Origin of the sequence: Pseudomonas sp. NPDC089734 (assembly GCF_044748865.1) — a bacterium.
Taxonomy (GTDB): Bacteria; Pseudomonadota; Gammaproteobacteria; order Pseudomonadales; family Pseudomonadaceae; genus Aquipseudomonas.
In genome coordinates this window covers 275,961-300,785 of the sequence record NZ_JBIVGV010000003.1, presented here as the reverse complement: position 1 = coordinate 300,785, position 24,825 = coordinate 275,961, and the positions used below count along the sequence as shown (strand labels likewise).

Annotated in this window: 24 protein-coding genes and 1 tRNA gene; 11 read left to right on the top strand and 14 right to left on the bottom strand. The window is 56.2% G+C overall.

Annotated features, from left to right (window positions below; all coding sequences use genetic code 11):
• Positions 1-60 precede the first annotated feature (60 nt).
• The 5 genes from ACIPY9_RS06080 to ACIPY9_RS06060 all read left to right on the top strand — a co-directional run bounded on the left by ACIPY9_RS06080 (position 61) and on the right by ACIPY9_RS06060 (position 3,920).
• Positions 61-1,542 carry a diguanylate cyclase domain-containing protein gene (locus tag ACIPY9_RS06080; protein ID WP_400698046.1) on the top strand — a complete coding sequence of 494 codons (1,482 nt, stop codon included), beginning with the start codon at positions 61-63 and terminating at the stop codon, positions 1,540-1,542.
• Entirely contained in the window at positions 1,539-1,766 is a 228-nt protein-coding gene (locus tag ACIPY9_RS06075; protein ID WP_400698043.1) for a cysteine-rich CWC family protein, read from the top strand. The genes ACIPY9_RS06080 and ACIPY9_RS06075 overlap by 4 nt, the downstream gene beginning before the upstream one ends.
• Positions 1,767-1,810: 44 nt before the next feature.
• Entirely contained in the window at positions 1,811-2,503 is a 693-nt protein-coding gene (locus ACIPY9_RS06070) for a pseudouridine synthase (RefSeq protein ID WP_400698040.1), read from the top strand.
• A gap of 303 nt (positions 2,504-2,806) precedes the next feature.
• Complete coding sequence (locus tag ACIPY9_RS06065) at positions 2,807-3,688, top strand: alpha/beta fold hydrolase (RefSeq protein ID WP_400698037.1); 882 nt, start codon at positions 2,807-2,809, stop codon at positions 3,686-3,688.
• Between the two features lie 158 nt (positions 3,689-3,846).
• Positions 3,847-3,920 (top strand) — tRNA-Gly (locus tag ACIPY9_RS06060).
• Positions 3,921-5,078: 1,158 nt separating this feature from the next.
• Here ACIPY9_RS06060 and ACIPY9_RS06055 read toward each other — a convergent pair.
• The 10 genes from ACIPY9_RS06055 to ACIPY9_RS06010 form a co-directional block, all read right to left on the bottom strand.
• On the bottom strand, positions 5,079-5,438 hold the full coding sequence (locus ACIPY9_RS06055; RefSeq protein WP_400698035.1) for a RidA family protein: 360 nt from the start codon (positions 5,436-5,438) through the stop codon (positions 5,079-5,081).
• A 122-nt stretch (positions 5,439-5,560) separates the two neighbouring features.
• A complete protein-coding gene (locus tag ACIPY9_RS06050; RefSeq protein WP_400698032.1) occupies positions 5,561-6,367 on the bottom strand; it encodes an ABC transporter ATP-binding protein in 807 nt (268 codons plus the stop codon).
• A gap of 16 nt (positions 6,368-6,383) precedes the next feature.
• A complete protein-coding gene (locus ACIPY9_RS06045; RefSeq protein WP_400698029.1) occupies positions 6,384-7,061 on the bottom strand; it encodes an ABC transporter permease in 678 nt (225 codons plus the stop codon).
• Positions 7,062-7,078: 17 nt separating this feature from the next.
• Positions 7,079-7,792, bottom strand: a complete 714-nt coding sequence (locus ACIPY9_RS06040) for an ABC transporter permease (protein WP_400698027.1) — start codon at positions 7,790-7,792, stop codon at positions 7,079-7,081.
• A gap of 10 nt (positions 7,793-7,802) precedes the next feature.
• Positions 7,803-8,957: an NAD(P)/FAD-dependent oxidoreductase gene (locus ACIPY9_RS06035; RefSeq protein ID WP_400698025.1), complete on the bottom strand. Its 1,155-nt coding sequence runs from the start codon at positions 8,955-8,957 to the stop codon at positions 7,803-7,805.
• Positions 8,950-10,452, bottom strand: coding sequence for an FAD-dependent oxidoreductase (locus ACIPY9_RS06030; protein ID WP_400698023.1), 1,503 nt, complete (start codon positions 10,450-10,452; stop codon positions 8,950-8,952). Before ACIPY9_RS06030 ends, ACIPY9_RS06035 begins: the two co-directional genes overlap by 8 nt.
• On the bottom strand, positions 10,452-10,892 hold the full coding sequence (locus tag ACIPY9_RS06025) for a (2Fe-2S)-binding protein (protein WP_400698020.1): 441 nt from the start codon (positions 10,890-10,892) through the stop codon (positions 10,452-10,454). Before ACIPY9_RS06025 ends, ACIPY9_RS06030 begins: the two co-directional genes overlap by 1 nt.
• 71 nt (positions 10,893-10,963) lie before the next feature.
• The gene (locus ACIPY9_RS06020) at positions 10,964-11,809 is read right to left on the bottom strand and encodes a transporter substrate-binding domain-containing protein (protein ID WP_400698018.1); all 846 of its coding nucleotides are present in this window, start codon (positions 11,807-11,809) and stop codon (positions 10,964-10,966) included.
• 640 nt (positions 11,810-12,449) lie between these two features.
• Complete coding sequence (locus ACIPY9_RS06015; RefSeq protein WP_400698015.1) at positions 12,450-13,706, bottom strand: OprD family porin; 1,257 nt, start codon at positions 13,704-13,706, stop codon at positions 12,450-12,452.
• 122 nt (positions 13,707-13,828) lie between these two features.
• Positions 13,829-14,674 carry a transporter substrate-binding domain-containing protein gene (locus tag ACIPY9_RS06010; RefSeq protein ID WP_400698012.1) on the bottom strand — a complete coding sequence of 282 codons (846 nt, stop codon included), beginning with the start codon at positions 14,672-14,674 and terminating at the stop codon, positions 13,829-13,831.
• Between the two features lie 138 nt (positions 14,675-14,812).
• On the opposite strand from ACIPY9_RS06010, the gene ACIPY9_RS06005 reads away from it, so the two are divergent.
• Entirely contained in the window at positions 14,813-15,703 is an 891-nt protein-coding gene (locus ACIPY9_RS06005) for a LysR family transcriptional regulator (RefSeq protein WP_400698010.1), read from the top strand.
• A 576-nt stretch (positions 15,704-16,279) separates the two neighbouring features.
• Here ACIPY9_RS06005 and ACIPY9_RS06000 read toward each other — a convergent pair.
• Positions 16,280-17,311 carry a bile acid:sodium symporter family protein gene (locus ACIPY9_RS06000; RefSeq protein WP_400698007.1) on the bottom strand — a complete coding sequence of 344 codons (1,032 nt, stop codon included), beginning with the start codon at positions 17,309-17,311 and terminating at the stop codon, positions 16,280-16,282.
• An 82-nt stretch (positions 17,312-17,393) separates the two neighbouring features.
• On the opposite strand from ACIPY9_RS06000, the gene ACIPY9_RS05995 reads away from it, so the two are divergent.
• Entirely contained in the window at positions 17,394-18,233 is an 840-nt protein-coding gene (locus tag ACIPY9_RS05995) for an AraC family transcriptional regulator (RefSeq protein WP_400698004.1), read from the top strand.
• A gap of 53 nt (positions 18,234-18,286) precedes the next feature.
• Positions 18,287-18,817, top strand: a complete 531-nt coding sequence (locus tag ACIPY9_RS05990; RefSeq protein ID WP_400698001.1) for a hypothetical protein — start codon at positions 18,287-18,289, stop codon at positions 18,815-18,817.
• A gap of 261 nt (positions 18,818-19,078) precedes the next feature.
• On the opposite strand, the gene ACIPY9_RS05985 is transcribed toward ACIPY9_RS05990, so the two are convergent.
• Entirely contained in the window at positions 19,079-19,240 is a 162-nt protein-coding gene (locus ACIPY9_RS05985) for a hypothetical protein (RefSeq protein ID WP_400697999.1), read from the bottom strand.
• Between ACIPY9_RS05985 and ACIPY9_RS05980 the strand changes: the two genes are divergently transcribed.
• Together ACIPY9_RS05980 and ACIPY9_RS05975 are read left to right on the top strand one after the other, a co-directional pair.
• The gene (locus ACIPY9_RS05980; RefSeq protein WP_400697996.1) at positions 19,239-20,159 is read left to right on the top strand and encodes an SMP-30/gluconolactonase/LRE family protein; all 921 of its coding nucleotides are present in this window, start codon (positions 19,239-19,241) and stop codon (positions 20,157-20,159) included. The genes ACIPY9_RS05985 and ACIPY9_RS05980 overlap by 2 nt on opposite strands.
• 47 nt (positions 20,160-20,206) lie before the next feature.
• A complete protein-coding gene (locus ACIPY9_RS05975) occupies positions 20,207-21,562 on the top strand; it encodes an MFS transporter (protein WP_400697993.1) in 1,356 nt (451 codons plus the stop codon).
• On the opposite strand, the gene ACIPY9_RS05970 is transcribed toward ACIPY9_RS05975, so the two are convergent.
• Positions 21,555-22,793, bottom strand: a complete 1,239-nt coding sequence (locus tag ACIPY9_RS05970) for an MFS transporter (protein ID WP_400697990.1) — start codon at positions 22,791-22,793, stop codon at positions 21,555-21,557. The two genes, ACIPY9_RS05975 and ACIPY9_RS05970, sit on opposite strands and share 8 nt — an antisense overlap.
• A gap of 81 nt (positions 22,794-22,874) precedes the next feature.
• Complete coding sequence (locus ACIPY9_RS05965) at positions 22,875-23,552, bottom strand: RraA family protein (RefSeq protein ID WP_400697987.1); 678 nt, start codon at positions 23,550-23,552, stop codon at positions 22,875-22,877.
• A 233-nt stretch (positions 23,553-23,785) separates the two neighbouring features.
• On the opposite strand from ACIPY9_RS05965, the gene ACIPY9_RS05960 reads away from it, so the two are divergent.
• Positions 23,786-24,763 (top strand): hydroxyacid dehydrogenase, encoded by a 978-nt coding sequence (locus ACIPY9_RS05960; protein ID WP_400697984.1) that lies wholly within the window; start codon positions 23,786-23,788, stop codon positions 24,761-24,763.
• Positions 24,764-24,825 lie beyond the last annotated feature (62 nt).

The window sequence follows — 24,825 nt, the reverse complement described above, 5'->3', positions numbered from 1 at the left end:
ATGGGCCGCTGTTTCATTTAACATGCGTGCTTTCAGGGATCGTAAAGAATCGGACTCTTCATGCCTCTTCACTCTGTAATGACATCGCACCGTTCATTATTGCTGACATTAGTATTTCTGCTCGGAAGCGGCTTTCTGGCAACCTCTCTGCTGAGCTATCACGCCTCGCGGGAGTCCATACGCAAAGGCATCGTCAATACCGAGTTGCCCTTGACGTCGGACACTGTCTATTCCGAAATACAGAAAGACCTGGTTCGACCGGTGCTCATTTCATCCATGATGGCGCGCGATACATTCATGCGCGACTGGGTTGTCGAGGGAGAACGCAACGCCGAACAAATGACCCGTTATCTCAAGGAAGTGCTGGATCATTACGGGGCCTATACATCCTTTTTCATATCCGACACCACACAGCTTTATTATCAGGCCAAAGGTATTCTGAAAAAGATCAATGCCCACGAACCTCGAGACGCCTGGTATTACCAGATACGAAACAGTGATGTGCTTTATGAAATCAATGTCGATCCCGACATGGCCAATAAAGACAACCTGACCTTTTTCATCAATTACAAAGTCTTCGATTACAACAACCGGTTTATCGGCATTGCCGGAGTCGGCCTGACGGTCGATGCGGTCATCAAACTGATCGATCGCTATCAACAGCGCTATGAACGCAGCGTCTACCTTGTCGATACGCAAGGACGCATTGTCCTGACCGGCACCGGCGGCGGACCACGAGGGGCCGTGATTGGTCAGAACCTCAAAGACATCCCTTCACTGCGCGACCTGCTGGTCACATCCCCCGAACCTCACAGCGGCACATTCGAATACAGTGCCGAAGGCGAAGGCCACTTTCTCAACGTGCGCTTCATCCCCGAGCTGGACTGGTACCTGTTTGTCGACAAACAGGAAGAAACAGCCCTGAACGATGTCCGCCAGTCGCTCTACCTGAATCTGTTCATCTGCCTGATCGTGACACTGGTGACCGTACTGCTCCTGCATCGGATTCTCATCAGCTATCAACGCAAGCTGGAAACCCAGGCCACGCTCGACAGCCTGACCGGGCTGCCCAATCGTCGCGGCTTCAACCTGATGGCAATCGATACACTCAGGGATACCCAGCGCGAGGCCACACCGCTGACAGCCCTGCTGCTGGACCTGGATCATTTCAAACGGCTCAACGACACCCATGGGCACCTGGCAGGCGATGAAGTGCTGGCCGGTTTTGCCAATGACCTGAAAAGTTGCCTGCGCCAGTCAGACATCATTTGCCGCTGGGGGGGCGAAGAGTTCATCATCCTGCTCAAGGGCAGCGACACCTCGGGCGCACGGCGCATCGCCGAAAAAATCCGGGAACTGGCCGAGCAGCATGTCTATTTCTTTTCCGGGCTGCCGTTGCAGGTCACTGTCAGCGTCGGTCTGGCCGAGCTGCAACCCGGCGACACCCTGCAAAGCCTGATCGCTCGCGCCGACAGCGCGCTGTATCGCGCCAAGCTCAATGGACGTAATCAGATCTGTATCGAGAACCCGGTTCCGGCATGAACACCACAGCAACAGAGCAAGATCCCAACCTGTGTCCCCTGTGCGGCTTCAACAATCGCTGCACCCTGGCCGACCCGCGCACGGCCGATCAGGCCTGCTGGTGCTTTTCGGCAACCATCGACCCGGCACGGCTTGAAGCCCTGCCCGTCGAGCTCCGCAACCTGGCCTGCCTGTGCCCGCGTTGTGCCGGCATCGCCAACATCGGGCAGGCCAAACCCGTCTGACAGGCGTACCATGCGCCTCCCAGCCCTACAGCCCTTTGAACGCCATGCGCCTCGATCGCTTCCTCAGCAACCTGCCCCGCTTCAATCGCAAGGATGTGCGCCTGGCACTGGTCAGCGGGCGTATCAAGGTCGACGGGCAGGTCACGAGTGATCCTCACCATGATGTACGAGAGTTCAGCCGAGTAGCGTTCGACGACGAAGTGCTGCAGGCCGGCAAGACCGCACGTTATTTCATGCTGCACAAACCTCAAGGCTATGTGAGCGCCACGGTCGATGCGCAACACCCCACGGTGCTCGACCTGCTGGACGAGCCGGACAAACACGAACTGCACATTGCCGGACGGCTGGACTTCAATACCACCGGCCTGATGTTGATCACCAACGACGGACAGTGGTCACGCCGACTGACACAGCCACAGACCCGACTGCCTAAGGTGTATTACGTCGAGACCGAACAACTGATCGACGAACGGTATGTCGAGAAATTCGCCCTGGGTTTTTACTTCGCCTACGAGAACATCACTACCCAGCCAGCCGTTCTGACCCTGCTCGGACCTCGCTGCGCAAGGCTCACGATCTTCGAGGGTCGCTACCATCAGGTAAAACGGATGTTCGGTCACTTCGACAATAAAGTATTGATTCTGCACCGGGAAAGCATGGGCCCTCTGACGCTCACCCCCGAGCTAGAGCCGGGCAGCTACTGCGCCCTGGATGACGCGCAAATCCAGTCGATCTGAAAAAGTCACGACCATTCGGCGGACAGCCACATCAATGTACGGGCGGCACTTGCGGGTTCAGGGATCGCCTGCTTGAATCCAATCGTCAGTCCACATGTGACTGGCAAGTCAGTAACGCATTCTAAGAAACCTTTTGCCGCACCGGACCTCCGGGTCCACGACAAAATGCCCGCCAATAACAATACCTGTCGAACAGATTGTTCGGATCGACATGGGCCTTTCAGGCTATGCCTACCTGTCACGAAACCCGTGCAAATTTTTATTTGCGCCATGCACACATTTGTTCAGTCAGGAGACAGACATATGAGGCCAGAAATCGCCGTGCTTGAAATACAAGGACAGTTTCGGGTTTACACGGAGTTTTACCGCTCGGATGCAGCGGAAAAAACCATTGTCATGGTTAACGGCTCACTGGCCACCACCGCGTCATTTGCCCAGACGGTTCGCAACCTGCACCCGCAGTTCAACGTTGTGCTCTACGACCAACCCTATGCAGGGAAATCCAAGCCCCACAACCTGCATGAAAGGCCTCTGACCCGTGAAATGGAAGGCCAGATCCTGCTGGAACTGATCGACCACTTCAACGCCGAGCACATCATGTCGTTCTCATGGGGTGGCACCGCGGCCCTGATCGCCCTGTCGCACCGGCCAAAGCGTATCGAGAGCGCTGTCATCAGTTCGTTCTCCCCCGTGCTCAACGAACACATGCGCGACTATCTGCACCGTGGCGTGAAACACCTGGGCGACCATAACCGCTATGAAGTGGGCCACCTGATCAACAACACCATCGGCAAACACCTGCCATCGCTGTTCAAACGCTTCAACTATCGCCATGTCAGCAGCCTGGACCTGCACGAATACGACCAGATGCACTATCACATCAGTCAGGTACTGGAACTCGATCCGGACAACTACCTGACGGCTGCGAAGAACATCAACGTACCCGTCCTGTTCATGAACGGTGCCTGGGATGAATACACCGCAGCGGACGACGCGGTGCTGTTTGCCAGATACGTGCAGAACAGCAGCTTCAGCACCATCGAAGCCACCGGGCACTTTCTGGACATGGAACACAAGGCCGCCTGCCGTGACTCACGAGAGGCATTGCTCAACTTCCTGAAACCCGCTGCCGAAACATCGCGCCCGACCTACACCCTGGTTCAACACCATGCATTCGCGTGCTGAACCCGGCGCTCGACAGAGCCAAGGACCCTTTCGCCAGCGCACGGAAAGCAAAGACTGGCGAACGGGCTCCTTGAGCGCGATGCGGCCGAATGAGTGGTGGGATGAAATTAGCGCTTTAAATGAAGGGAGCTATCTGATACAAAGTCAGCCGCTTTAGAGCGGGTATAGTTTAGTGGCAAAACGAAAGCTTCCCAAGCTTTAGTTGAGGGTTCGATTCCCTCTACCCGCTCCACTTTCTTCACGTGTTTCCGGGCCCTTCAAGCGATTTCGCCCGAGCCCCGCCTCCTCCCCCCTGAATCTCCACTCAGCCCTTAAAGCCAGCCACCCCGAAGCCCCAAAAAGTTGGTGCACTGTCGATTCGCGGGCACAGCGACCAGCCAATGGCAAAGTATTACTTCGTCCGAAAAATCACGCTCACACTGAGTGGCGAACGACAACGCCATCTCCCATCCCTGGCCACCGGAAGGCTCGCAAAACATTAAGGACGCAGCAGGCTTGGGCGAGAGCAAGCACAGCCCGGGATATTGATGGATATGGCCCCTTATACCTGACGGCCCTCCTGGTGCCGGTGCGGTAATCGCACGTAGGGTGCCTCCTACGCAATACCCCGCCTCCGAAGCACCAGAGTAATCCTACTGACCAAGGTCAACACACATCTAATGCAACCGGCCAAGCTATTCGGGGCAGTGGATGCGAGTGCGCAATCTCATGATGTCAGGCGCCGGGTCATTGATCACATCCGACTGCGCAAGGGAATCAATCTATCAGTTGCAGCGTTCACAACATGCGCCTTCAACAAGAACATCCGAATAAACCGGTACGTGGAACATGCGCTATAGGCAAGTAAAGTCTCAGAGCGCCGAAGCGGCGTATTTCCTGATTAGGTTTTGTACGAAAAGTCGGCGAACGAAGGTCAGGCAAGGTAAAAAACGGCGAGGAACGGTCGGAGTCGCGCTCGATTGACGGGGTGTCAATGAGCATTCTGATCGGATTCGCCCACGAACCGGTTTTTAACGCAGCATGACCGAGCGCAGCCACTTTACGTACAAAACCTAGGAGACAAGTTTCTTCGCCATACGTCGCGTTCGAGTATCCTGGGCCATACGACGGCCATTTTGATACACCTCTACCTGATCGGCCTCGCCAGCGTATACCACCAATCCTCCAGCCAAGTACTCAATTTCAAGAGTTGCAACGTTGGCGGGCTCTTTCAAATGCAGCCGGACTGTGGAACCGCTCTCAATCCAGAACTCGCTGGATCTGGGCTCAACGACCAAAAGCAGCCGGGATCGAGTGCTGTTGATAAATTGCAGGTTCTTATTGTCATACATGTCATGGGTCTGAAGTAGTGTGGAGGAGGACTGGAGACTGGGTCTGGTTATCAATCCGTCTAGCTTGGCACTGCTGCCGTGGCAATCAACTCCAGTCGAATATCCGGATCATCGAAGGCAACTTGGCACGTCGCTCGGGTGGGCTTCTCATGGTCAAGAAACCACTCGTTCCATACCTCGTTCAAGCCACCGATGTCTCCAGCAATGTCTTTGACCCATAGCTGAACACTCAACAGATGCGAGCGGTCAGTACCTGCTTTTTGCAGGTAGGTTTCCAGGCGCTCCAGAACCTGGAGCGTCTGGTCACGAATATCTCCGGAAAAATCCAGTGCCACCAATCCGCTGAAGTAAGCAACACTGTTGTGAATGACGACGCGGTTTACGCGGGCGTTGCCGTCGATACGATGAATCTGGGACATGTTTATGCTCCGTGGTCTTCCATTAACAAAAACTCTGGGCGACAGTCGCTCGGCGTCACAACTGTAGAGTTAGACGCAACCGGGCTCTCAAAAGGTTGCCAGAGAGTTACCCTGGCAATTGATTAGTCAGCTTTGAAGCGTCCGATAAACCGGTCAAAGCGCTCATTCATGCCGCCGCCGAACATTTCGTGGGGCGTACCCTGCGCACCAATCCTCCCTTCCTCAAGGAATACAATCCGACTGGAGACGTCCCTGGCAAAACCCATTTCGTGGGTAACGATCAGCATCGTTCTCCCCTCACCTGCCAGATCCCTCATAACCTGAAGTACCTCACCTACCAGTTCCGGATCGAGCGCCGACGTTGGCTCATCAAATAGCAACACACGAGGCTTCATTACCAAAGCTCGCGCGATGGCGGCGCGCTGTTGCTGGCCACCAGACAGTTGCGCGGGATATGCGTCAGCACGATGGGAAAGCCCCACCCTTTCAAGCGCGGCTCTGGCCTCCTCTCGTACTTGGGCAATCGGGCGTTTCTGTACATGAACCGGAGCCTCCGTAAGGTTTTCCAGTACGGTCATATGCCCCCACAGGCAGAAGTTCTGGAACACCATCGCCACTTCTGTACGGAGACGATCGACTTGCTTTCGGTTCGCGATACTCAGACCATGACGACTTGCCTTAAGCGAAACCTCCTCACCAAAGATATGAAGCTGACCAGCCGAAGGCATTTCAAGCAGATTAAGGCATCTTAGGAATGTGGACTTTCCCGATCCCGATGCACCCAGAATCGATATCACTTCACCTTCGCAAGCACTGAAGTCGATCCCCTTCAACACCTCGATCTCGCCGTATTTTTTGTGAAGTCCGATCGTAGCGATTGCAGGAGTAGAATGCGCGGGCTCTGCGTTAGAGCGGATTGCAGCTGTCATATGACTCTCCGAAAGATCAAGTTCGCTGAGCGGCGTGGTGAGCAAGAAGCCGGCGCTCAATGAGGGCGATCGCCAGGGTGATTGCAAAATTAAGTGCCAAGTAAATTGCCCCTGCGACGATGAATACCTCCATGACCCTGTACGTGTCAGAAGTGATCTTGTAGGCAATACCAGTAACCTCGGTCAGCGTAATGATGCTCGCCAACGACGTAGCCTTGATCATCAGGATCATTTCGCTGCCGTAGACGGCAAGACCTTGGCGCAGGGCAATGGGCCAGATAATCCGCCTACGAAGCAACAACCCCGACATCCCACAGGCTCTTGCAGCTTCGATTTCTCCCGCGGGTACCGACTGAATGGCCCCCCTGATGATCTCTGCGGTGTAGGCAGACGTATTCATCGCCAGTGCCACAATTGCGCACCAGTAGGGCTCGCGCAGGAATGGCCACAGAAAGGATTGGCGAAGCTCCGGAATCTGACCCAGGCCGTAATAGATCAGGAAAATCTGAACCAGTAGCGGCGTGCCTCGGAATACCTCTACGTAGCCTTTACCGATCCACCGAAGGGGCCGTACGCTGCTGGATACTGCAGCCGCAACGATCACCGCAAGTGCAAACCCTAGTAGTAGAGCCAAGGCTGCCAGCCGAAGCGTAAGCGGTACCCCAGCCAACAGCTGCTTCAATACGTCGAGCAAGAATGGCCAATCCATAATCAACGGCTCCAAGGCTTTGCAAGACGGTGTTCATAGCGCGCCAGGAAAACGCCCGTCACACGGCCGACTACGAAATAGATGATGGCTGCTGCGCCGTAGAACAGCAGTGGTTGACGAGTTGCTCCTGCGGCCAGGCCCGCCTGCCGGATCACCTCCGTCAAGCCGATCACAGAGAGCAATGCTGTTTCCTTTATCGCGGACTGCCAGATATTGCCCAACGCAGGCAGCGCAAAACGCAGGGTTTGAGGTGCAATGATGCGGCGCAGCAACAGCATCCAGTGCATACCGCACGAGACACCGGCCTCTATCTGACCCCGATCCAGTCGCAGATAGGCGGAGCGAAATGCTTCAGTCTGATAGGCGCCGGAAACTATGCCGACAGCCATTACGCCGATCGCAAATGCTGGAAGCGACCAGAAACCTGGCAACCCTCCGAGATTCATTGCTTTGGTGAAAGCAACACTTCCCCCGAAATAGAAAAGGTAGACGATGAGGATCTCTGGGATCCCACGGAAGATAGTTGTGTAACACGAACCGACCATCCGGCACGCGCACACTCGCGACAGTTTTAGACCTGCTCCGGCTACGCCCAATATGCTTCCTAGCAAAAAACCACATATTGCGGCTGACAGGGTGATGCTGCACGCTTTGAGCAGCGGCCACCCCCAACCAGTAGGGCCAAAGCCCAGAGGTACTAAAAAATCTAGCGTCATATCAAAGCCTTCACAGTGCGGCAGTTTTTGTTGTTAGAGCAACGCGCTCCATGGTGAACGGAGCCAGACGCGGATCGACTTGTCCGCTTATCAAAGATTGGGCGACAACCTCACCCACAGCAGGAGCCAACTGAAAACCATGACCGCAGAATCCGAAGACGTGCCAAAGCCCATCGTGATTGCTGCTTGGAGTGATATAGGGGATACCGTCCGGAGTCTTTCCCTCAAGCCCCGTCCATGTCCGCACGACCGGAATTCCCGCTAAAGCAGGGAAAGCCTCGATAGTCGCAGCAGCACCTGCCGTCGCCCTGTCCATCACGGTGAACGAGGTGCCATGGGAGGGGCACGGCTTCCCCGAAATTCCACCCCCGATGACCAGTGATCCTGCGGCGCTTTGCTTGAACGACAGTGGCCGGTCAATTCCGATGACCACGGGGGTGATCCACGGTTTGACCCTGGTGGTGACCATCATGGTCGGTGCATGAGCTTTCATGGGCATGTAGTCGCCAACCAGCGCGGCAATCTCAGTTCCCCACGCTCCGGCACAGTTGATCACCCTTTCCGCTTCAAACAGGCCCACGTCTGTGCTGACCTTCCATCTGCCACCACCGAGGGGAACAAGTTCACTGACACCACAGTGCTCAATCAGACGGACACCGGCTGCGACAGCTGCATTTCGAAATGCGAGTGCAGCATTTGCTGGATTGGCGTGCCCGTCACGACGGGAGATCAACGCGCCCAACGTCGCAGGATTGAGACCCGGGAGCATGTGGTGCAGCTCCTTCAAGTCCATCAACTCCTCAGTATGGATTCCGATGCCGATCATGTCCTTGGCTCGGGCAAGTGCCCAGGTCATCTCAGCCTCGTCCAACGCAATAGCGATTTGAGAGGTGCCCAATCGCACCTCACAACGCCGTGCCGCGTCCGGACCAACGAAGTCTTCAAGTGTTTCCCACATTTCCATCGCACGCAGCGCCAGCGGGTACTCACGTTCATCACGCAGGAGCAGGCGCAAGCCACCCGCGTTCACACTAGACGCATGGCGCCCCGCCATACCTTTCTCGACAATCGTTACATTCCAGCCTGCACGAGCGAGGAATAAACCGATCGCACACCCCTGTAGGCCACCACCGATGATCAGTACCTCGTCGCCCTGATTAAGCATCTTCGGCCTCCGAAGCCACAGCCGGTTTATCATCGAGAGAAATCAGTGTCGCAAGGGCGGGATCAAGCCCCGTCATGGTGGCCAACGCCCCTAACGGAAGAGGTCGAACAGGTGGTCGCTCTCGAAACTGCGACGCTGAAGAGGGAGGCTGTACACCAGCTTCCTGCATCAATCGTGCGAGCGTGACGGTGCAGCTTCGCCCCTGACATGGCCCCATGCCGCAACGAAGAACACCACGCAGATGGTTCATGTCAGTACTACCATTACGAATCGTCTGACGGAGCTGGCCTGCCGTAATCTCTTCACAGCGGCATACGATCGTGTCATCGCTTGGCAGCTCTGCCGAGATACCACGCGGAAACGCGGCATCAATGAAAGGACGGGCTGCCAGGGCGCTCAGCACCTCCCGTTCATGTTCGCTATGGCGTTGACCTTGCTGTCCGTCAAGCTCATTTACGATTGCATGTCCCGCGAGCTTTCCATGAGCAATGGCGGCGTCAGCACCGCCGATTCGACGAGCATCGCCGGATATTCGAATGAGGCATGGTCCCTCGGTCAGCGACGCTTTTGACGCCTGCTCGGCTTGACCGTCATGACTTGTCTTAGGTCTCCAGCTCGAATCGCAAGCTTGCCACTCCATGGCCAATCCGGCGCTATGAGCTAGATCAGTGGAAGGTACGATACCGTCATGGACAATGAGCAAGTCGCATGGCAGTTGGTGGCGCTTACCTGAAATGGTCACGCTCACGGACTCCAAGCAGTCATGACCAGCGGCGACAAGACCAGTAGCGCCGGTGCACATTTGAACGCCGGCAAGTCGCAATTTGGCAATCCAGATCATGCCTTTGACAATGGCAGGAATGGCTGAAAATCTAAGCCTGAATATCGCCCGAAGCTTTTGTCGGAAAGTGTCAGTTCTCGCAATTAGTTGTGGTCGAACACCCAACTGACGCAACTGATCGGCAAGCAGGAAAATGAGCGGCCCGGTTCCCGCCAGAACAATTTGGCCTTTCGGTCGTAGGCGCCCTGCCTTGAGCAATGTCTGGACTGCTCCGGCTGTCATGACACCAGGAAGCGTCCAGCCTGGAAACGGTAGCGGTCTCTCCATTGCGCCGTTGGCAACCAGTATCCGGGCGCCACGCAAATATCCAGCTCTCTCGCCATTTAGCCATCCAACAGTCCCATCAGCTCGCAGTTCCCAAACGGTCGTAAGTGGCCGGAAATCGATACCACTAGTAGCCCTGAATCTCTCGATCAACTCCTTGCCTTGCAAGTACGCAGGCCCCAAGGCGCGAAGCAATTCGTCAGTCTCGGGCTTGGCCTGCACGTTCGTTTCCAGCGAGCGAAAAATCTGCCCGCCCGGCGTCGGCTGCATATCGAGGACAATCACCTTGAATCCCGCCCGAGCGACGGTCACCGCTGCAGACATACCTGCAGGCCCGGCGCCAATGACGATCAAATCCGCATCGGGCGAGCTATGTGCTACTCCGTTCATCACAGCTTGATCCCCTGTAGCTCAGCAGCACCGAGCTGCGTGCGGATGTGCATTCCCTCTTCAACAAGCGACAGGCACGCCTGACGACCGCCTATACCCTCGATTTCAACAACACACTCGAAACAATGCCCGATCATGCAAAATGGAAGTCGTGGGGAACCCGATACCGGAGTGGTTCTGAACTTTTCCACACCCGCACGGAGCAGGCATGAGGCAATCGTCTCACCTTGCCTTGCCGCAATGGGCTGACCATCAAAGTAAACAGTCAATGTTGCCTGCGTGACGCCAACGGGGACGAACATGCCATCACCTAAAAAATCGCCCCACAGGGCGTTATCGTTGAATAGCCGCTCTAGGTTCTGTACGAAAAGTCGGCGAGCGAAGGTCAGGCAAGGCAAAAAACGGCGAGGAAGCGGAGTTGACGGGTTGTCAATGAGCATTCTGAGCCGGTTTTTAACGCCGCCTGACCGAGCGCAGCCACTTTACGTACAAAACCTAGGGGCTAGTGAGATCAGTGTGTGGATACGTCCACGCCGAACCATTTCTCGGCCAGGGCTTTGTTAGTGCCGTCGTCGTTAAGAGACTGGATGGCCGAGTTGAAGGCTTCACGCAGCGCCAGATTGGACTGACTTAACGCTACGTTGGTCGTACCTTGCCCTAACACCCCACCCTGGAAGGTCGGGCCAGTAGGAACAAAGTTGCTTGAGGGATTAGCATCGATAGCGGCTTTAAACGCTGTCACACTCGCAACAGCGACATCGATGCGACCGGAAGACAGCTCCAAACCCAGTTGATCGAATGTTGGATACTCGCGAACATCAAAATCCTTGAAGTACTCCTTCAAGAAATAAGCTGCAGTGGAGCCGGTTTGCACACCGATAACCTTGCCCTCTAGCTTGTTCCTGGCTGCATCGATTGCCGCCACTGCGTCTTGAGCATTTGAAGTCAAATCAAAATTCAAGCCAGAGCCGGGAAGCACTTCCACTGCGCCGTCTTTAATCGTGTAAAACCCATTTGGGGATTTGGCGTAGGGTTCGGAGAATGCGACGACTTTCTTCCTTTCTTCGGTGACCCCCATCGCCGCCATGATGGCGTCATATTTTCCGAGTATTAAACCTGGAATCAGACTCTTCCATTCACCGTCCACGATATCGCACTTCACCCGCATTCTTTCACACAACTTATTAGCGAGATCAATTTCATAACCACTTAATGAACCATCTGGCTTTGTAAATGCCCATGGTGCATAGGAGCCTTCAGTGGCGATCGTGATATGTGCGGGCAGGTTTTGTGCACTAACCACACTCATAGTTGAAGCTGACACTGCCAGCGAAAAAAATAAGATTTTCTTTAACATGCCAAGTTTCCTGTCATGTTTGGTTGAGATTGACGGCAATGCCAAATGGCTTGAGGCGACTATACCAGCGCCTCTAGCACCTTTATATACGTCATCTGATTTACCTCAGCGAAAGTATTACTTACGCTAAACCACTGACTTTATACCAAGGCATTGCCGAGCATCTCAGCGGGCGCTGCTCACGTACGATCGATTGCGATGCAGCGAGGTTGAGAGTTGTTGAGCGCACACAGGCGCATGCGGTGAGTGCTGCGCCCACCAATCTTGAGATACGAATACCAGGCTCTGTACGAAAAGTCGGCGAGCGAAGGTCAGGCAAGGCAAAAACGGCGAGGAACGGTCGGAGTCGCGCTCGACTTTACGTGTTGTAAATGAGCATTCCGATCGGACTCGCGCACGAGCCTGTTTTTAACGCAGCATCACCGAGCACAGCCACTTTTCGTACAAAGCCCAGGAGCACACCAGGGGGCGGAATGACTTGGCAAGAGGAAGCAGGGGCGGCTAGCTGGGGGCTAGCGCCTACAGGACAAAGAAGCGGCCTGAACGGCGCTTGATCGGCGATTGGACGCCAAGCACTGGCACGCCTAGACAGAAGAGAACTAACGGGCATTTGTCGGCCCGTTAGCTGCACAGGGAACAATCAGAAAATGTTGAAGGTGTAGTTCGTAATCAGACGCACCTCGTCCAACTGCCCTCCCCGCTCACTACTTCTGTAGCTCGCCTGACGCAGAGCGAACGACAGATTCTTGGCTGGGCCACTCTGGACAATGTAACGGAACTCGGCATCACGCTCCCAGGCGGCTCCGTCAATATCGTTGCCTTTTCCGTCCTTGAAATCGGAACCTTTAACGTAACGGGTCATGAAGCCGAGGCCGGGGACACCCATGGCTGAAAAATCGTAGTCATAGCGAAGCTGCCAGGACTTCTCGTCCTCGTAGTCGAAGTCAGAGTATTGAATCGAGTTACCAAACCAGTAGTTGGATCCACCATCGATGCCATAGGTGTAATCCCCCTCGCCCGACACCTTCTGATAGCCGACAGAGAACGCATGAGGGCCAACTCGATAGAAAACTTGAGCACTCCAGATCAGGTTATCCAAGTCGCCATACTTAGCCTTGCCAATGCTTTGGGTGTCATAGGCATTGAGGTCAATTTCGATAGATTGCTTACCTGAGAGCGGGAACTGGTAGTTACCGTTCACATAGTATTTTTTAAAATAGTCGTCGGTCTTTGCGTAGTACAGACTACCGGTAAGCCCTGGAGCCCAATTCGAGAACTTATACGCACCGCCCACATAATCGACGGACGTCATGCGTGCGGTGTCGTACGTCGACTGATTCTTGGTGGTCAACCCAGTAAGATGGCCAGCATCAAGCGTCAGGTTTTTGATCTCTTTGCTGGTGATTGTCGTACCGGTAACCGTCTCCGGCAACAGTCGGCTATCAGATGTATATGCCACCGGGATTGTGGATACCTGCGTTCCGTACTTCAGTACGGTGTTAGACAACCTCACTTTCAGTACACCACCTCCCTTTGAGTACTCATCCTTGGGGCCACTGCTATCGGTTTCCATCAGATTGGTGCCATAGCCATAGCGGCCACGCCCCGTATCGAGCTTCACCCCAAACATCCCTATTGCATCCGCACCAAAGCCTACCGTTCCTTGAGTGAAACCTGACTGGAATGTCCCGATAAATCCCTGCGCCCATTCTTCACCATAGCTTTGAACTGCCCCGGAAGCCCGGTTGTCTCGGTTCATGTAAAAGTTACGTGTTTTGATAGCAGCCTTACTACCCGCCACGAACCCTGATGAATCTGACTGGTCGCTAGCTGACACCGTTTGCACGGTGCCAATTGACACGAGGAAGGTGGTTAAACTGAACTTTGCGATGCTCATCATTGCTGCTCCAGACAATGCTTACTTGCATGTTTAACGCATGACATTTATTAAGGGCAGTATTTTTCAGGCGCAGCAAAGCGCGCCACGAAATTCATGACGGCCCTGCTTATTCGTTATTTTTATTTAATGGAGATATCGACGCCGAACCACTTTTCGGCCAACGCCTTGTTAGTCCCGTCAGCGTTAAGAGAGTCGATCGCAGTGTTCATGGCATTACGCAGTGCGTCATCCGTTGGCCGCAGTGCAACATTCACGGTACCAAGCCCGAGAACCCCACCCTTGAAACTTGGCCCGGCAGAAACCAGGCTACCGTCCGGGTGCGAGTCGAGAACGGCCTTGAAAGCCGTCACACTGGCCACTGCGACATCGATTCTGCCAGCCGACAACTCCAGCCCCAACTGTTCAAAAGAGGGGTATTCCCTGACGATTTCATTCTTGAAGTACTGCTTTACGAAGTAAGCAGCAGTAGCACCGGTTTGCACACCGATCACTTTCCCGGCCAAGCGGGATCTAATAGCTTCAAGCTCTGCCTCGGCAGACGCCTTGTCCGTGTTCAAATCGAACTCCTTCCCTGCGTCAGGAAGTCCTGCAAGATCGCTGTCCTTGCTGGTCAGAAAGCCATTAGGTGATTTTGCATACGGCTTGGAGAACGCCACCACTTTTTTTCGCTCTTCGGTAACGCCCATGCCGGCAATGATTGCATCATATTTACCTAGCGCCAGCCCTGGGATAATCCCTTTCCATTCTTGGCTAACCAGGTCGCATTTGACCTGCATGCGCTCGCAAAGCGCCTTTGTCAGGTCAACCTCATAGCCATCCAGAGAGCCATCTGGCTTCGTGAAATTCCACGGAGCGTAAGCTCCTTCTGTCGCGATGGTGATGTGACTGGGCATTTGATCGGCATATGCGACGCTCAAACCGAAACTAGCAATCCCCAAAATAAGTAATGCGTGACGTTTGAACATTCCTAGCTCCCCATATCGTTAGGGTTATTGGCAAAGGGCAGGTAGCAAAACGCTGGCGAGAACTATATCAACGGAGTCAGACTCTTTATATATGCTATCTAGTTGACCTTAGCAGAAGCTGTTCTTATGCTCTTCCACATGAACAGATCCCTTATCCCATCGCTGAACTGGCTGCGTGTATTCGAGGCAGCTGCCCGCAATGAGAGCTTCTCCAAAGCCGGAAAAGAGCTTCACATGTCGGGTGCAGCAGTCAGCCAGCAGGTCCTTGCTCTTGAGCAAAGCCTTGGTCGCCCACTGTTTGAAAGAACAGCCAATCGCATACTGCTGACACCAGAGGGCGCAGACTTCCTGCCGACCGTTCAGATTTCTCTCGGTGCGGTCGAAAGCAAAGCTGCTTCCTTGTTCGCCCCTTTTAGGGTGGAGCGCGTCACTCTCCTAGCAAGTCAACTGATGTCATTGAGCTGGTTACCACTCGTTCTGGCGGATTTCGAGCGTGACCATCCCTCCATCCGCGTTGAGCTCATGATGGACGGCTCTCAGCGTCGGGCAGATCCGGATTTGTCGATATGTTTTGGAGAGGCCCCAAACCTTGTCCAGCATCCCGGACGTTTGATGAGCCTTTCCTACGGAGTCGTTTGCCGAAAAGAGGATCTGCCAAATCTGCTATCCCTGGATGACCTTTTAGGCTTCAAGCTCCTTGAAATGACCTCGCACTCAATGGGGTGGATGGGCTTACTGAGCCATAACTTTGGGCCCTTGCCCACCAAACATTTGAAACTTGAGACCGTCGACACCACACCTCTGGCAATGATGATGGTGAGTCAAGGGCTTGGTTTGGCCGTCGGTCCAATGCCCGTATGCATGCCATTGGCTACCTCACTGGGGCTGGAGATTTGTCCGCTCATTCCTAGAACGCCTGGCCCTGGAAACTACTACATCGAGCACGCCAAGAATCGACCGCAGCGCGCATCAGCCCTGACACTGGCTCAGGCACTTCACACGGCGGCTCAAGTTTCAATGCGCAATTAAAGTTATCGTTGCGCCTCCATCAGAGTCGCGCGCTGCTCTTTCCTCTGCACGGCATCTAAGGTTTCTTAGGACGCCATCATTCAGATGGCCGTCCAGATTGGCGGGCCCGTTGAACGCCAATTCATCAGGCGCTATCAACCCCGTTCTCCATGGCGTACGGCCAATGGCAAAGTACTACTTCGTCCGATAATCCACACTCACGCTGAGTGGCGAATGGCAATTACATCTCCTATCGCTGGCAGAAGGGTATCGCGTGCAGCAACCGCTTGATCATGAGAGTCGGCTCATCCTCGGGAAATAGCTGGGCGATGCCCAAACAGCCCAGTTGCAGTTTGCAGGGGAGGATTACAATCGGCCTCTGGGGGTACTGAATATCAAGGTGCACCATGGTACACAATCGAAAAGCCAGCTATTCCTCCGTAAGAAGCGGTCTTGGGGGAAGGAGATCACTACACGGATACATGCTTTAGGACGGAAATGCCCAATAGAGGTTCGACTCCCTCTACCCGCTCCATTTCTTCAAGCATTTCAGACGTACCCCAAACAGAGTACGTCAGCGCAACACGCCTCCCCGCCTCAGCCTTTCACCGCCCCACCCTGCACTTTCTCGGCCGACACACGTTCACCAGCCGGTTCGGCAATCTCTTCAGGACGACGCGAATAACGCTGTGCCAGCGATGCACACACCATGAGCTGGATCTGGTGGAACAGCATCAGCGGCAGGATCAGCAGGCCGATGGCGCTACCGGCAAACAGCACTTGTGCCATGGGTACGCCAGTCGCGAGGCTTTTCTTGGAGCCGCAGAACAGGATGGTGATGCGGTCTTCGATGCTGAAGCCCAGCCATTTGCCCAGCAGTGCGGTAATGCCGAGGGACAGTGAGAGCAGGAGGCAGCAGCCCAGTACGATTCCGCCCAGAACCATCAGCGGCACTTGCTGCCACAGGCCACCGATCACGGCCGCGCTGAAGGCCGAATACACCACCAGCAGGATGGAGCCCTGGTCAACGAACTTGAGCCAGTTCTTGTTGCGACCGACCCATTCGCCAATCCAGTGACGAGCGATCTGGCCAGCCACGAAGGGTACGAGAAGCTGAATGCTGATCTTGCGAATGGCTTCGACGGTCGAACCGCCGTCGCCATGAACGCCCATCAGCAAGGCCACCAGCACCGGTGTGATGAAGATACCGATCAGGCTCGAGGCTGCTGCGCTGCAGATGGCGGCGGGAATATTGCCTCTGGCCAGCGAGGTGAACGCAATGGCTGACTGCACGGTTGCAGGAAGCGCGCACAGGTACAGGAAGCCCATGTACAACTCGCTGCCGACCAGAGGTAACAGCAGCGGTTTCAGGGCCAGGCCGAGCAGCGGGAACAGCACGAACGTGCACAGGAATACCAGGAAGTGAAGACGCCAGTGTCCTGCGCCGGCAAGAATCGCCTGCCGCGAAAGCTTTGCACCATGCAGAAAGAAGAGCAGGCCGATGGCAATCTCGGTAATCCAGTCGAATGCCACGGAGATCTGACCGCGTGCCGGTAGAAATGAGGCGATAGCGACGACCGCCACCAGTGTCAGAGTGAAGTTGTCCGGCAAGAAACGCGAACGGGCCATGATAGGGATCCTGTTATTGTCAGAATTGCCCGCGTACCTTAGCCTTGATCGAAATATCCGGCTAACGCGATGAGGGCAAGAAATGTCTATAAACGGACAATTTCCCGTACCAGAACGGCTGGTGCCGGTTCTGCATGCCCTGCCCCGTCCTTTATATGCACGCACCGAGTCTCTGGCACGCGCGGAACGGACCCGGATGCACAGGCATCCCTGGGTTCAACTGTCCTATGCGATTTCCGGAGTCCTGCATGTGCATACCCCCGGCGAGAGCTTCGTCGCGCCGCCCCAGCGGGCAGTGTGGATACCGGCGGAAATGGACCACGAAGTCTTGAGCTTCGCCCATACCGAAATGCGCAGTCTCTATCTCGACGCCAGCCTCTTCGGCTCCGCCAACGATCACTGTCGGGTGATCGAGATCACGCCCCTCACCCATGAACTCATCAAACAGTTCTGCACGCTGGACACTGAATACGACGAACAAGGGGCAGAAGGCCGGTTGGCGCGAGTGCTGACCGATCAGCTTCGTATGGCCAGAGAAGTCAGCATGTCTCTCCCCTTGCCGCAGGACCCGCGCGCCCTGCAACTCTGCCGAAAGCTGCAGGACTCGCCGGATGACGACAGGACCCTGGTCGAATGGGGCGAAGAACTGGGCGCGTCCGAGAAAACCCTGCGTCGAATCCTGATGCGCGAAACCGGCCTGACGTTTCGCGTCTGGCGACAACGCCTGCGCCTGCTGGGCGCGCTGGAAGAACTGGGTCAGGGCATCAAGGTGACCCAGGTTGCACTCAACTTCGGCTACCAGTCGACCTCGGCGTTTATCTCGGCCTTCCGGGTCCAGTTTGGCGTGACGCCGGGCGACTTCTTTCCGGGCCACCGTGTTCGTCCGCCCATGCCGGGGGCAAATCCACAGGCCGAGTGGTAAACCCGCCAAACAGTCCTACTCTCAAAGCTCATTGCTGTGAATAGGGACATTCAATGAAGAAGCTTCTGTTGGTCACCATCATCGCCAGCCTGTTCCTGGCCGGTTGTGCAGCTCGCGTCAAACAGGGCGGCTCTGAAACGCTGATGATCCATGAGTCCGCCAAGAACAATCTGGTCGTGACCTTCGTAGGCAGTCGGCAAGTAAACGCCAATGCGGACTGGTATCTGCTCAAGGGAACCTGGTCGAAAGCCCTTTCGGCCGATGCAACAGCGGCGGGTTATTCCTCGGTCTTTCTTGACGGCACACCACGGCCACAGTCTCGCAATGGCGTGATGGTGATCATCCATGTCAGCAACTTTCGCTATCTGGACTGGAAGTCCAGGTTCTGGGCGTCCTTCATGACCGGCAATGCCTGGGTGAATGCACGGGTCGACTTTCGTGACCTGCGCACCGGGCAAGCCCTAGGTTCACGCACCTATGACGCCTCTTCTCGGGGATGGCAGATGTGGTTTTCGGCCATGACCGACAAGCAGTTGCGAAAGATATCCAGATTAATGATTGCGGATATCAAGGCCGCACGTTGACGCGCCCTCGCTGACTCTCAAAGCACAGGAACCGAAGCCTTGGCACCTCGTGCACGTTCGGCCACATGGCCAGGAATAACCGTTCGGATCAGGACCTCGCTCACCTTCAGGACCGAGCTGTCGATCTGAACGCCTTCCCCCCTTCAGGCTGAAGCCGTCCCCTCCGAACTCTCCCCCTGATACGTGCAATGCGTACCGGCTGCAGCCGGAAGCTTCCCGTGGCCGGGCATCGGCTGCCTGGAAAAGCGTTTGCGTGTCATCTCACTCAAATTTTTGAAATGTCATTTCCACAAAAATCAATAAACCACCTAAACATACCCAAAAACGGTCATCGCACCCTGTATAAAAATTATGTATTTTGAAATCAGGTTTCAATAAAACAAAAAACGGGTATTCAGCCCATCCAAGATCAGGAGAACTCATGAGCTTCTTCCCTGCACCTCAGGTCATCGAAACGACCGTCTTCACACGCCTCCCCGACGAGTACCGCCAGCCCCGCCGCACCAGCTGGTCAGATGCCAACCGCCAGGGCCGGTTGATCGATTCCTTTCTGGAAGGCCCTTCCTTCGACCGAAAGGGAAACCTTTACGTGACCGACATTCCCTATGGGCGAATCTTCAGGATCTCGCCAGAAGGTAAATGGACACTGGTGTGCGAATACGATGGCTGGCCGAACGGGCTGAAGATCCATCGCGACGGGCGAATCTTCATCACGGACTACAAGCGCGGGATCATGGTGCTGGATGCCGAGAGCGGCCACATTGAGCCGTTTCTGGAGTCTGCCGGCTCCGAGGGTTTCAAGGGCGTCAACGATCTGGTCTTCTCGCCTTCAGGCGACATGTACTTCACCGACCAGGGCCAGACCGGGCTACAGGACCCGACCGGCCGGGTCTACAAACTGGATGCCGCTGGCAACCTGAGCTGCCTCATCAACACGATCCCCAGCCCCAACGGGATCGTTTTCGACCCCAGACTCAACCACCTGCTGATCGCCGTCACCCGGGCGCAGCAGATCTGGCGCATCCCTCTAGGCAATGGCTCGATCATCGGCAAGGTCGGCGTGTTCTCCCAGTTGCATGGCGGGCTCGGCGGCCCGGACGGCCTGGCCCTGGACGCAGAAAGCAATCTCTACATCGCCCACACCGGTTTTGGCTCCGTCTGGCGTCTTTCAAAGGTCGGTGAGCCCTTGCAACGCATCGTTTCCTGCGAAGGCATCAGCAACACCAACCTCGCTTTCGGCGGTGTGGATAACAACACGCTGTTCATCACCGAGTCGGAGTCGGGGTCGATCCTGCAAGTGCGGACACCCTCCCCCGGACTCGCGATGTACTCACATAGCTGACAGGCCCGACAGTCTCCCAAAACAACGATAAAAGAAGTGACGACGCCATGACTCCAGAAGAAACCCAGACACTCCCCGCCCTGTCCGACGCAGAAGGTGAAAAGCTGCTGCGTCGGGTGATGCTGCGCATCGTACCGTTCATCTTCATCTGCTATGTCATCAGCTATCTCGACCGTACCAACGTGGGCTTTGCAGCCATCAGTATGAACAAGGACCTTGGCCTGACCGCCACGATGTTCGGCTGGGCTGCCGGCCTGTTCTTTTTCGGATACTTCATTTTCGAGATACCCAGCAACCTGCTGATGCAGCGCTTCGGCGCACGCATCTGGATCGCCAGAATCATGATTACCTGGGGCCTGATTTCAATGGGGACGGCCTTTGCCACCGGCCCGATCAGCTTCAGCATCATGCGGTTCCTGCTGGGTCTTGCAGAGGCGGGCTTCACGCCCGGCGTCTATCTGTATTTCACCTATTGGTTTCCAGGCAAATGGCGGGCGAAGGCCACTGCCGCCTTCCTGCTCGGCATCCCCACCGCCAATATCTTCGGCTCTCCCCTGTCAGGCTGGCTGCTCGACATGCACGGCATTCTTGGCCTGAAGAACTGGCAATTCCTGCTGGTCGCAGAAGCCCTGCCTGCCGTTTTGCTGGGCATAGCCTGCCTGTTCGTGCTGGTCGATAATCCCGCCAAAGCGCGCTGGATGAATGAACGGGAAAAGGCCTGGCTCACTGAACGCCTCAACCGCGAACAGCAGGCCATCAGCGCTACCCATGGCAATACCCTGCGCGGCGCACTCACCAACCCGAAGGTCTTTGTGCTGGCGGCCATCAACTTCTGCTGCATCGTCGGCTCGATCGGCATCGGGATCTGGATGCCTCAGATCATCAAAAGCCTGGGCATGGAAAACAGCACGGTGGGCCTGGTTGCAGCGCTGCCCTACATTCTCGGTGCGGTCACCATGACGGTCTGGGCACGACTGGCCAACCGCAGCCAGAATCGCCTGCCCTATGTCGTCAGCGCACTGGCGTTCGCGGCACTCTCGCTGGTGGGTGCCGCCTCCATCGATGAACCGTTCCTGAAGATCACCTGCCTGGCCTTCGCCGTGGCAAGCATCCTCTCGTTCCAGGCGACATTCTGGGCAATCCCGTCGAGCTTCCTGACAGGCCGGGCGGCCGCTGGCGGTCTGGCACTGATTGTGTCGATCGGCAACCTGGGAGGATTTGCCGGGCCCTTCATGATTGGCCTCATCAAGGATGCGACTCAATCCTTCTCCGGTCCGTTTTACGCCGTCGCCTCCATCCTCATGCTGGGTACATGCCTGATGCTGTGGCTCGGGGATCCGGCCCGCAGCCAGAAGGCTCCTGCCGATGCATCGCTACCGGCCCGCGAAGCGAGCTCTAGCTAGAAGAGCCGGACCGTGACGACCAATAGAAACGGTCGAAAACCAGATACCCCGCAAGCAGAACGCCAGCGACACCCATTGTCGCTGGCGCTCCCCACCGGGCCGCAACCAGGCCTGCCAGCAAGCCTCCAATGGCCTCGAACCCGAATCGCATGGCGATGTAGAACGCAATGACTCGCCCGCGCAATTCGGAAGGTGCCTGGCTTTGCAGCAGCATGTTGGTGCTGACGTTATTGGCCGTGATTCCAAAGCCCAGAACAGCCAGCAAGGTTATCGCCCCGACAAAATGAACGTCGAAGGCCAGTCCAAGCAAGGCAAACGCGCAGCACACCGAAGCGCCCTGAATGAAACGGCCAAGCCGGGATACCGTGCCCCCCAGTGCAAGGCAAAGCGTGGCAACAAAGGCACCGGCACCCGCCGCGCCCCATAGCCAGCCGAGGGTCTGCGCATCGCCGCCATAGGACTCTCGGGTAATGACCGGAAGCAGGACCGCATAGATCGAAGACATCAGGTTGACCATCACCACGCCCAGCATCAGCCGCCGCACATCGAGCGTGAACCACAGGTACTTCAGTCCTTCCCGGAACATCTGCCCGGTCTTGCCCGTGACCCTGACAGAAGGCGTGCCCTTGATTTTCAACAGCCCGAACAACAGCAGCAAGAACGCAATCGATGTCAGGAGAAAGCACACGGCCTCACCGCTGTACGCAATCAACGCACCGGCCAGAGGCGGGCCGACAAAACGCGCGGCGTTGATCAGCATGGCGTTGAGGGCCAAAGCATTGGGCAGGTCGGCCGGGTCTGCCACGAAGCTGCCGATCAGCGCTTGTCGCAGCGGGGTCTCAAACGCATTGAGGATACCCAGCAATGACGCCATGACGATCAGCCAGAAATGATCCATCCACCCGGCCCAGGTCATCACCGCCAACGAAAACGACTGAAGCGCCAGCAACGCCTGAGCGATCAGCAGCAGCCGGTGCTTGTCATGCTTGTCGATCCAGGCACCGGCGACAGGCCCGACAAGAAGCTGCGGTGCCAATGCGAGAAAAGCCAGAAGCCCCAGCAGAGAGGCAGAACCGGTGAGGTGATAGGCGAGCCAGGAAAGCGCAACCTGCTGCACCCACTTGCCGAGGGTCGAAACCGCCTGCCCCAGAAAATAGACCTGAAAGTTCCTGTGAGACAACGCCCGCACAGGAGCGGGCCATGTTCTACGGGGTGGAATTGAAGGTGTCATCCAGGCCTCTTGTCCAGGGCCTCGTACCACCCGCCTCAGGAAGAGGCAGGCGGTTCGCACGGCAACATGCGATGCGCCGGATCACTCCGGCAACTGGCAGCCCTTTTTCTTCAACGACTCGATCACCCAGGAGCGATCATTCTCGCCACGGGCAATCTGTTCCAATTGCTTCTGCTCGGCATGGTGCTTGGCCGCAGCGCGATCATACACGTCTGCCACGTGATCGTAGGGGACACAAAGCAGCCCGTCTTCATCGCCGATCACCAGGTCCCCCGGCTCGATGACCATCCCGTCGATGGCAATGGGGACATTGATCTCACCCGGACCATCCTTGTAAGGACCACGGTGGGAAATACCCGCCGCGAACATCGGGAAAGTGCCGGCGCCAATACTGCCTGCGTCGCGGATGGCACCATTGATGACAATGCCCGCCACGCCACGCTTGACCGCATAGGCCACCATCATTTCTCCGATCAAGGCGTTACTCAGGTCCCCACCGGCGTCCACCACGATCACATCGCCCGGCTGCGCAATATCGATGGCGTAGTGAAGCATCAGGTTGTCGCCGGGTCTCGCCTTCACAGTCAGTGCCGGGCCGGCCAGCACGCCTTCGCGGTGCATGGGACGCAAGCGTGCGCCGCCAGCGGTCATCCGGTGCATCGAATCGCTCACGTTGGCGACCGGTACGTCACGGTAGCGTGCAACCCACTCAGCGCTGACCTTGCGTGCCGCCTTGAGAACCTGGAATCCAATCGTCATGGGCATTTCTCTCTTGAAATTATAGTTTCCCAACGGGTCAAACTCGACCGACAATCAGAATCACATTTCATTTTTAAAGTTTCAATAGCCAAAAATGGCTTTTTAAAGACCATAAACCCGATTAAATATTTCTCTATTGAAATGACATTTCATTGTGATAGGGTCTTTATCAATGCTTGCGCTCGATTTCCCCGAGCCTGCAATTCATGCCAATAACAACAAGGTACGCATCCATGACTCGCAAGATTCTGTTGACGGGCCCGGTCCTCGCGCACGACGCCATGAGCCACGCAGCCAGCCTGGATATCCAGATCATCCCCACCACGCCCTACCTGCCTGCCGACGAACTGCTGGCCGTCATTCGTGACGAGCAGCCCGACGCGATCATCGTGCGTCAGGGCAAGCTCAGCAGAGAGATGATCGAGGCCTCTTCCCGGCTAAAGGCGATCGCCAAGCACGGCGTGGGCTACGACACCATCGACATTCAGGCGGCAGCGGACAGCGGCATTCCGGTCACCATTGCGCTGGGCGCGAATGCCCAGTCCGTTGCGGAGCATGCTTTTGCCCTGATGTTCAGCGTGGCACGCCAGACCGCCGCGCAGGACGCCCGGATGCGTGCCGGTCACTGGGACAAATCGACGGCCAACGGCATTGAGCTGTTCGGCAAGACGCTGGGGCTGGTGGGCCTGGGCTCCATCGGCGGAATCCTCATGGATCTGGTCACCCCGCTGCAGATGAAGGTGAAGGTCTACGACCCCTACCTCAAGACCCTGCCGGAACGTTCCCATGTCGAACGGGAAACCGACTTCAACCGCCTGATCGAATCCAGCGATATCATCAGCCTCCACTGTCCACTGACAGACCAGAACCGCCATCTGATCGGCGCAGACCAATTCAACCGCATGCGCCCGAACAGCATTCTGATCAACACGGCCCGCGGCGAACTGGTCGACACCCAGGCCCTGGTGCATGCCTTGCAGACCCGTCGAATCGCAGGAGCCGGGCTGGACACCTTCAACCCGGAACCGCCTCCAGCGGACAGCGAACTCTGGGGGCTGAGCAATCTGGTCGCGACCCCTCACGTGGGGGCCAACACGACCGAAGCGCGGGACCGTGTCGGTCTGTTGGCCGTGCAGCAGATCGTGAAGATCTGGAACAACGAGGCCCTCGATCCTCGCTGCATCGTCAACCGCCAGCTCCTGGGTAATTGATACTGAACTGACAGCCTTGATCCCCATGCTTCACAGGGCTGTCATTTACCGTTTCTCCACAA

Excerpts from the sequence above, each read along its gene's own strand:
- ACIPY9_RS06055 (WP_400698035.1), bottom strand. The coding sequence starts at position 5,438 with ATGTCCCAGATTCATCGTATCGACGGCAACGCCCGCGTAAACCGCGTC.
- ACIPY9_RS06010 (WP_400698012.1), bottom strand. The coding sequence starts at position 14,674 with ATGTTCAAACGTCACGCATTACTTATTTTGGGGATTGCTAGTTTCGGT.
- ACIPY9_RS05960 (WP_400697984.1), top strand. The coding sequence starts at position 23,786 with ATGACTCGCAAGATTCTGTTGACGGGCCCGGTCCTCGCGCACGACGCC.
- ACIPY9_RS06040 (WP_400698027.1), bottom strand. The coding sequence starts at position 7,792 with ATGACGCTAGATTTTTTAGTACCTCTGGGCTTTGGCCCTACTGGTTGG.
- ACIPY9_RS06080 (WP_400698046.1), top strand. The coding sequence starts at position 61 with ATGCCTCTTCACTCTGTAATGACATCGCACCGTTCATTATTGCTGACA.
- ACIPY9_RS06030 (WP_400698023.1), bottom strand. The coding sequence starts at position 10,452 with ATGAACGGAGTAGCACATAGCTCGCCCGATGCGGATTTGATCGTCATT.
- ACIPY9_RS06005 (WP_400698010.1), top strand. The coding sequence starts at position 14,813 with ATGAACAGATCCCTTATCCCATCGCTGAACTGGCTGCGTGTATTCGAG.
- ACIPY9_RS05975 (WP_400697993.1), top strand. The coding sequence starts at position 20,207 with ATGACTCCAGAAGAAACCCAGACACTCCCCGCCCTGTCCGACGCAGAA.
- ACIPY9_RS06025 (WP_400698020.1), bottom strand. The coding sequence starts at position 10,892 with ATGCTCATTGACAACCCGTCAACTCCGCTTCCTCGCCGTTTTTTGCCT.
- ACIPY9_RS06035 (WP_400698025.1), bottom strand. The coding sequence starts at position 8,957 with ATGCTTAATCAGGGCGACGAGGTACTGATCATCGGTGGTGGCCTACAG.
- ACIPY9_RS06015 (WP_400698015.1), bottom strand. The coding sequence starts at position 13,706 with ATGAGCATCGCAAAGTTCAGTTTAACCACCTTCCTCGTGTCAATTGGC.
- ACIPY9_RS06050 (WP_400698032.1), bottom strand. The coding sequence starts at position 6,367 with ATGACAGCTGCAATCCGCTCTAACGCAGAGCCCGCGCATTCTACTCCT.
- ACIPY9_RS05985 (WP_400697999.1), bottom strand. The coding sequence starts at position 19,240 with ATGAGTTCTCCTGATCTTGGATGGGCTGAATACCCGTTTTTTGTTTTA.
- ACIPY9_RS06075 (WP_400698043.1), top strand. The coding sequence starts at position 1,539 with ATGAACACCACAGCAACAGAGCAAGATCCCAACCTGTGTCCCCTGTGC.
- ACIPY9_RS05970 (WP_400697990.1), bottom strand. The coding sequence starts at position 22,793 with ATGACACCTTCAATTCCACCCCGTAGAACATGGCCCGCTCCTGTGCGG.
- ACIPY9_RS05965 (WP_400697987.1), bottom strand. The coding sequence starts at position 23,552 with ATGACGATTGGATTCCAGGTTCTCAAGGCGGCACGCAAGGTCAGCGCT.
- ACIPY9_RS06065 (WP_400698037.1), top strand. The coding sequence starts at position 2,807 with ATGAGGCCAGAAATCGCCGTGCTTGAAATACAAGGACAGTTTCGGGTT.
- ACIPY9_RS06020 (WP_400698018.1), bottom strand. The coding sequence starts at position 11,809 with ATGTTAAAGAAAATCTTATTTTTTTCGCTGGCAGTGTCAGCTTCAACT.
- ACIPY9_RS05990 (WP_400698001.1), top strand. The coding sequence starts at position 18,287 with ATGAAGAAGCTTCTGTTGGTCACCATCATCGCCAGCCTGTTCCTGGCC.
- ACIPY9_RS05980 (WP_400697996.1), top strand. The coding sequence starts at position 19,239 with ATGAGCTTCTTCCCTGCACCTCAGGTCATCGAAACGACCGTCTTCACA.
- ACIPY9_RS05995 (WP_400698004.1), top strand. The coding sequence starts at position 17,394 with ATGTCTATAAACGGACAATTTCCCGTACCAGAACGGCTGGTGCCGGTT.
- ACIPY9_RS06070 (WP_400698040.1), top strand. The coding sequence starts at position 1,811 with ATGCGCCTCGATCGCTTCCTCAGCAACCTGCCCCGCTTCAATCGCAAG.
- ACIPY9_RS06000 (WP_400698007.1), bottom strand. The coding sequence starts at position 17,311 with ATGGCCCGTTCGCGTTTCTTGCCGGACAACTTCACTCTGACACTGGTG.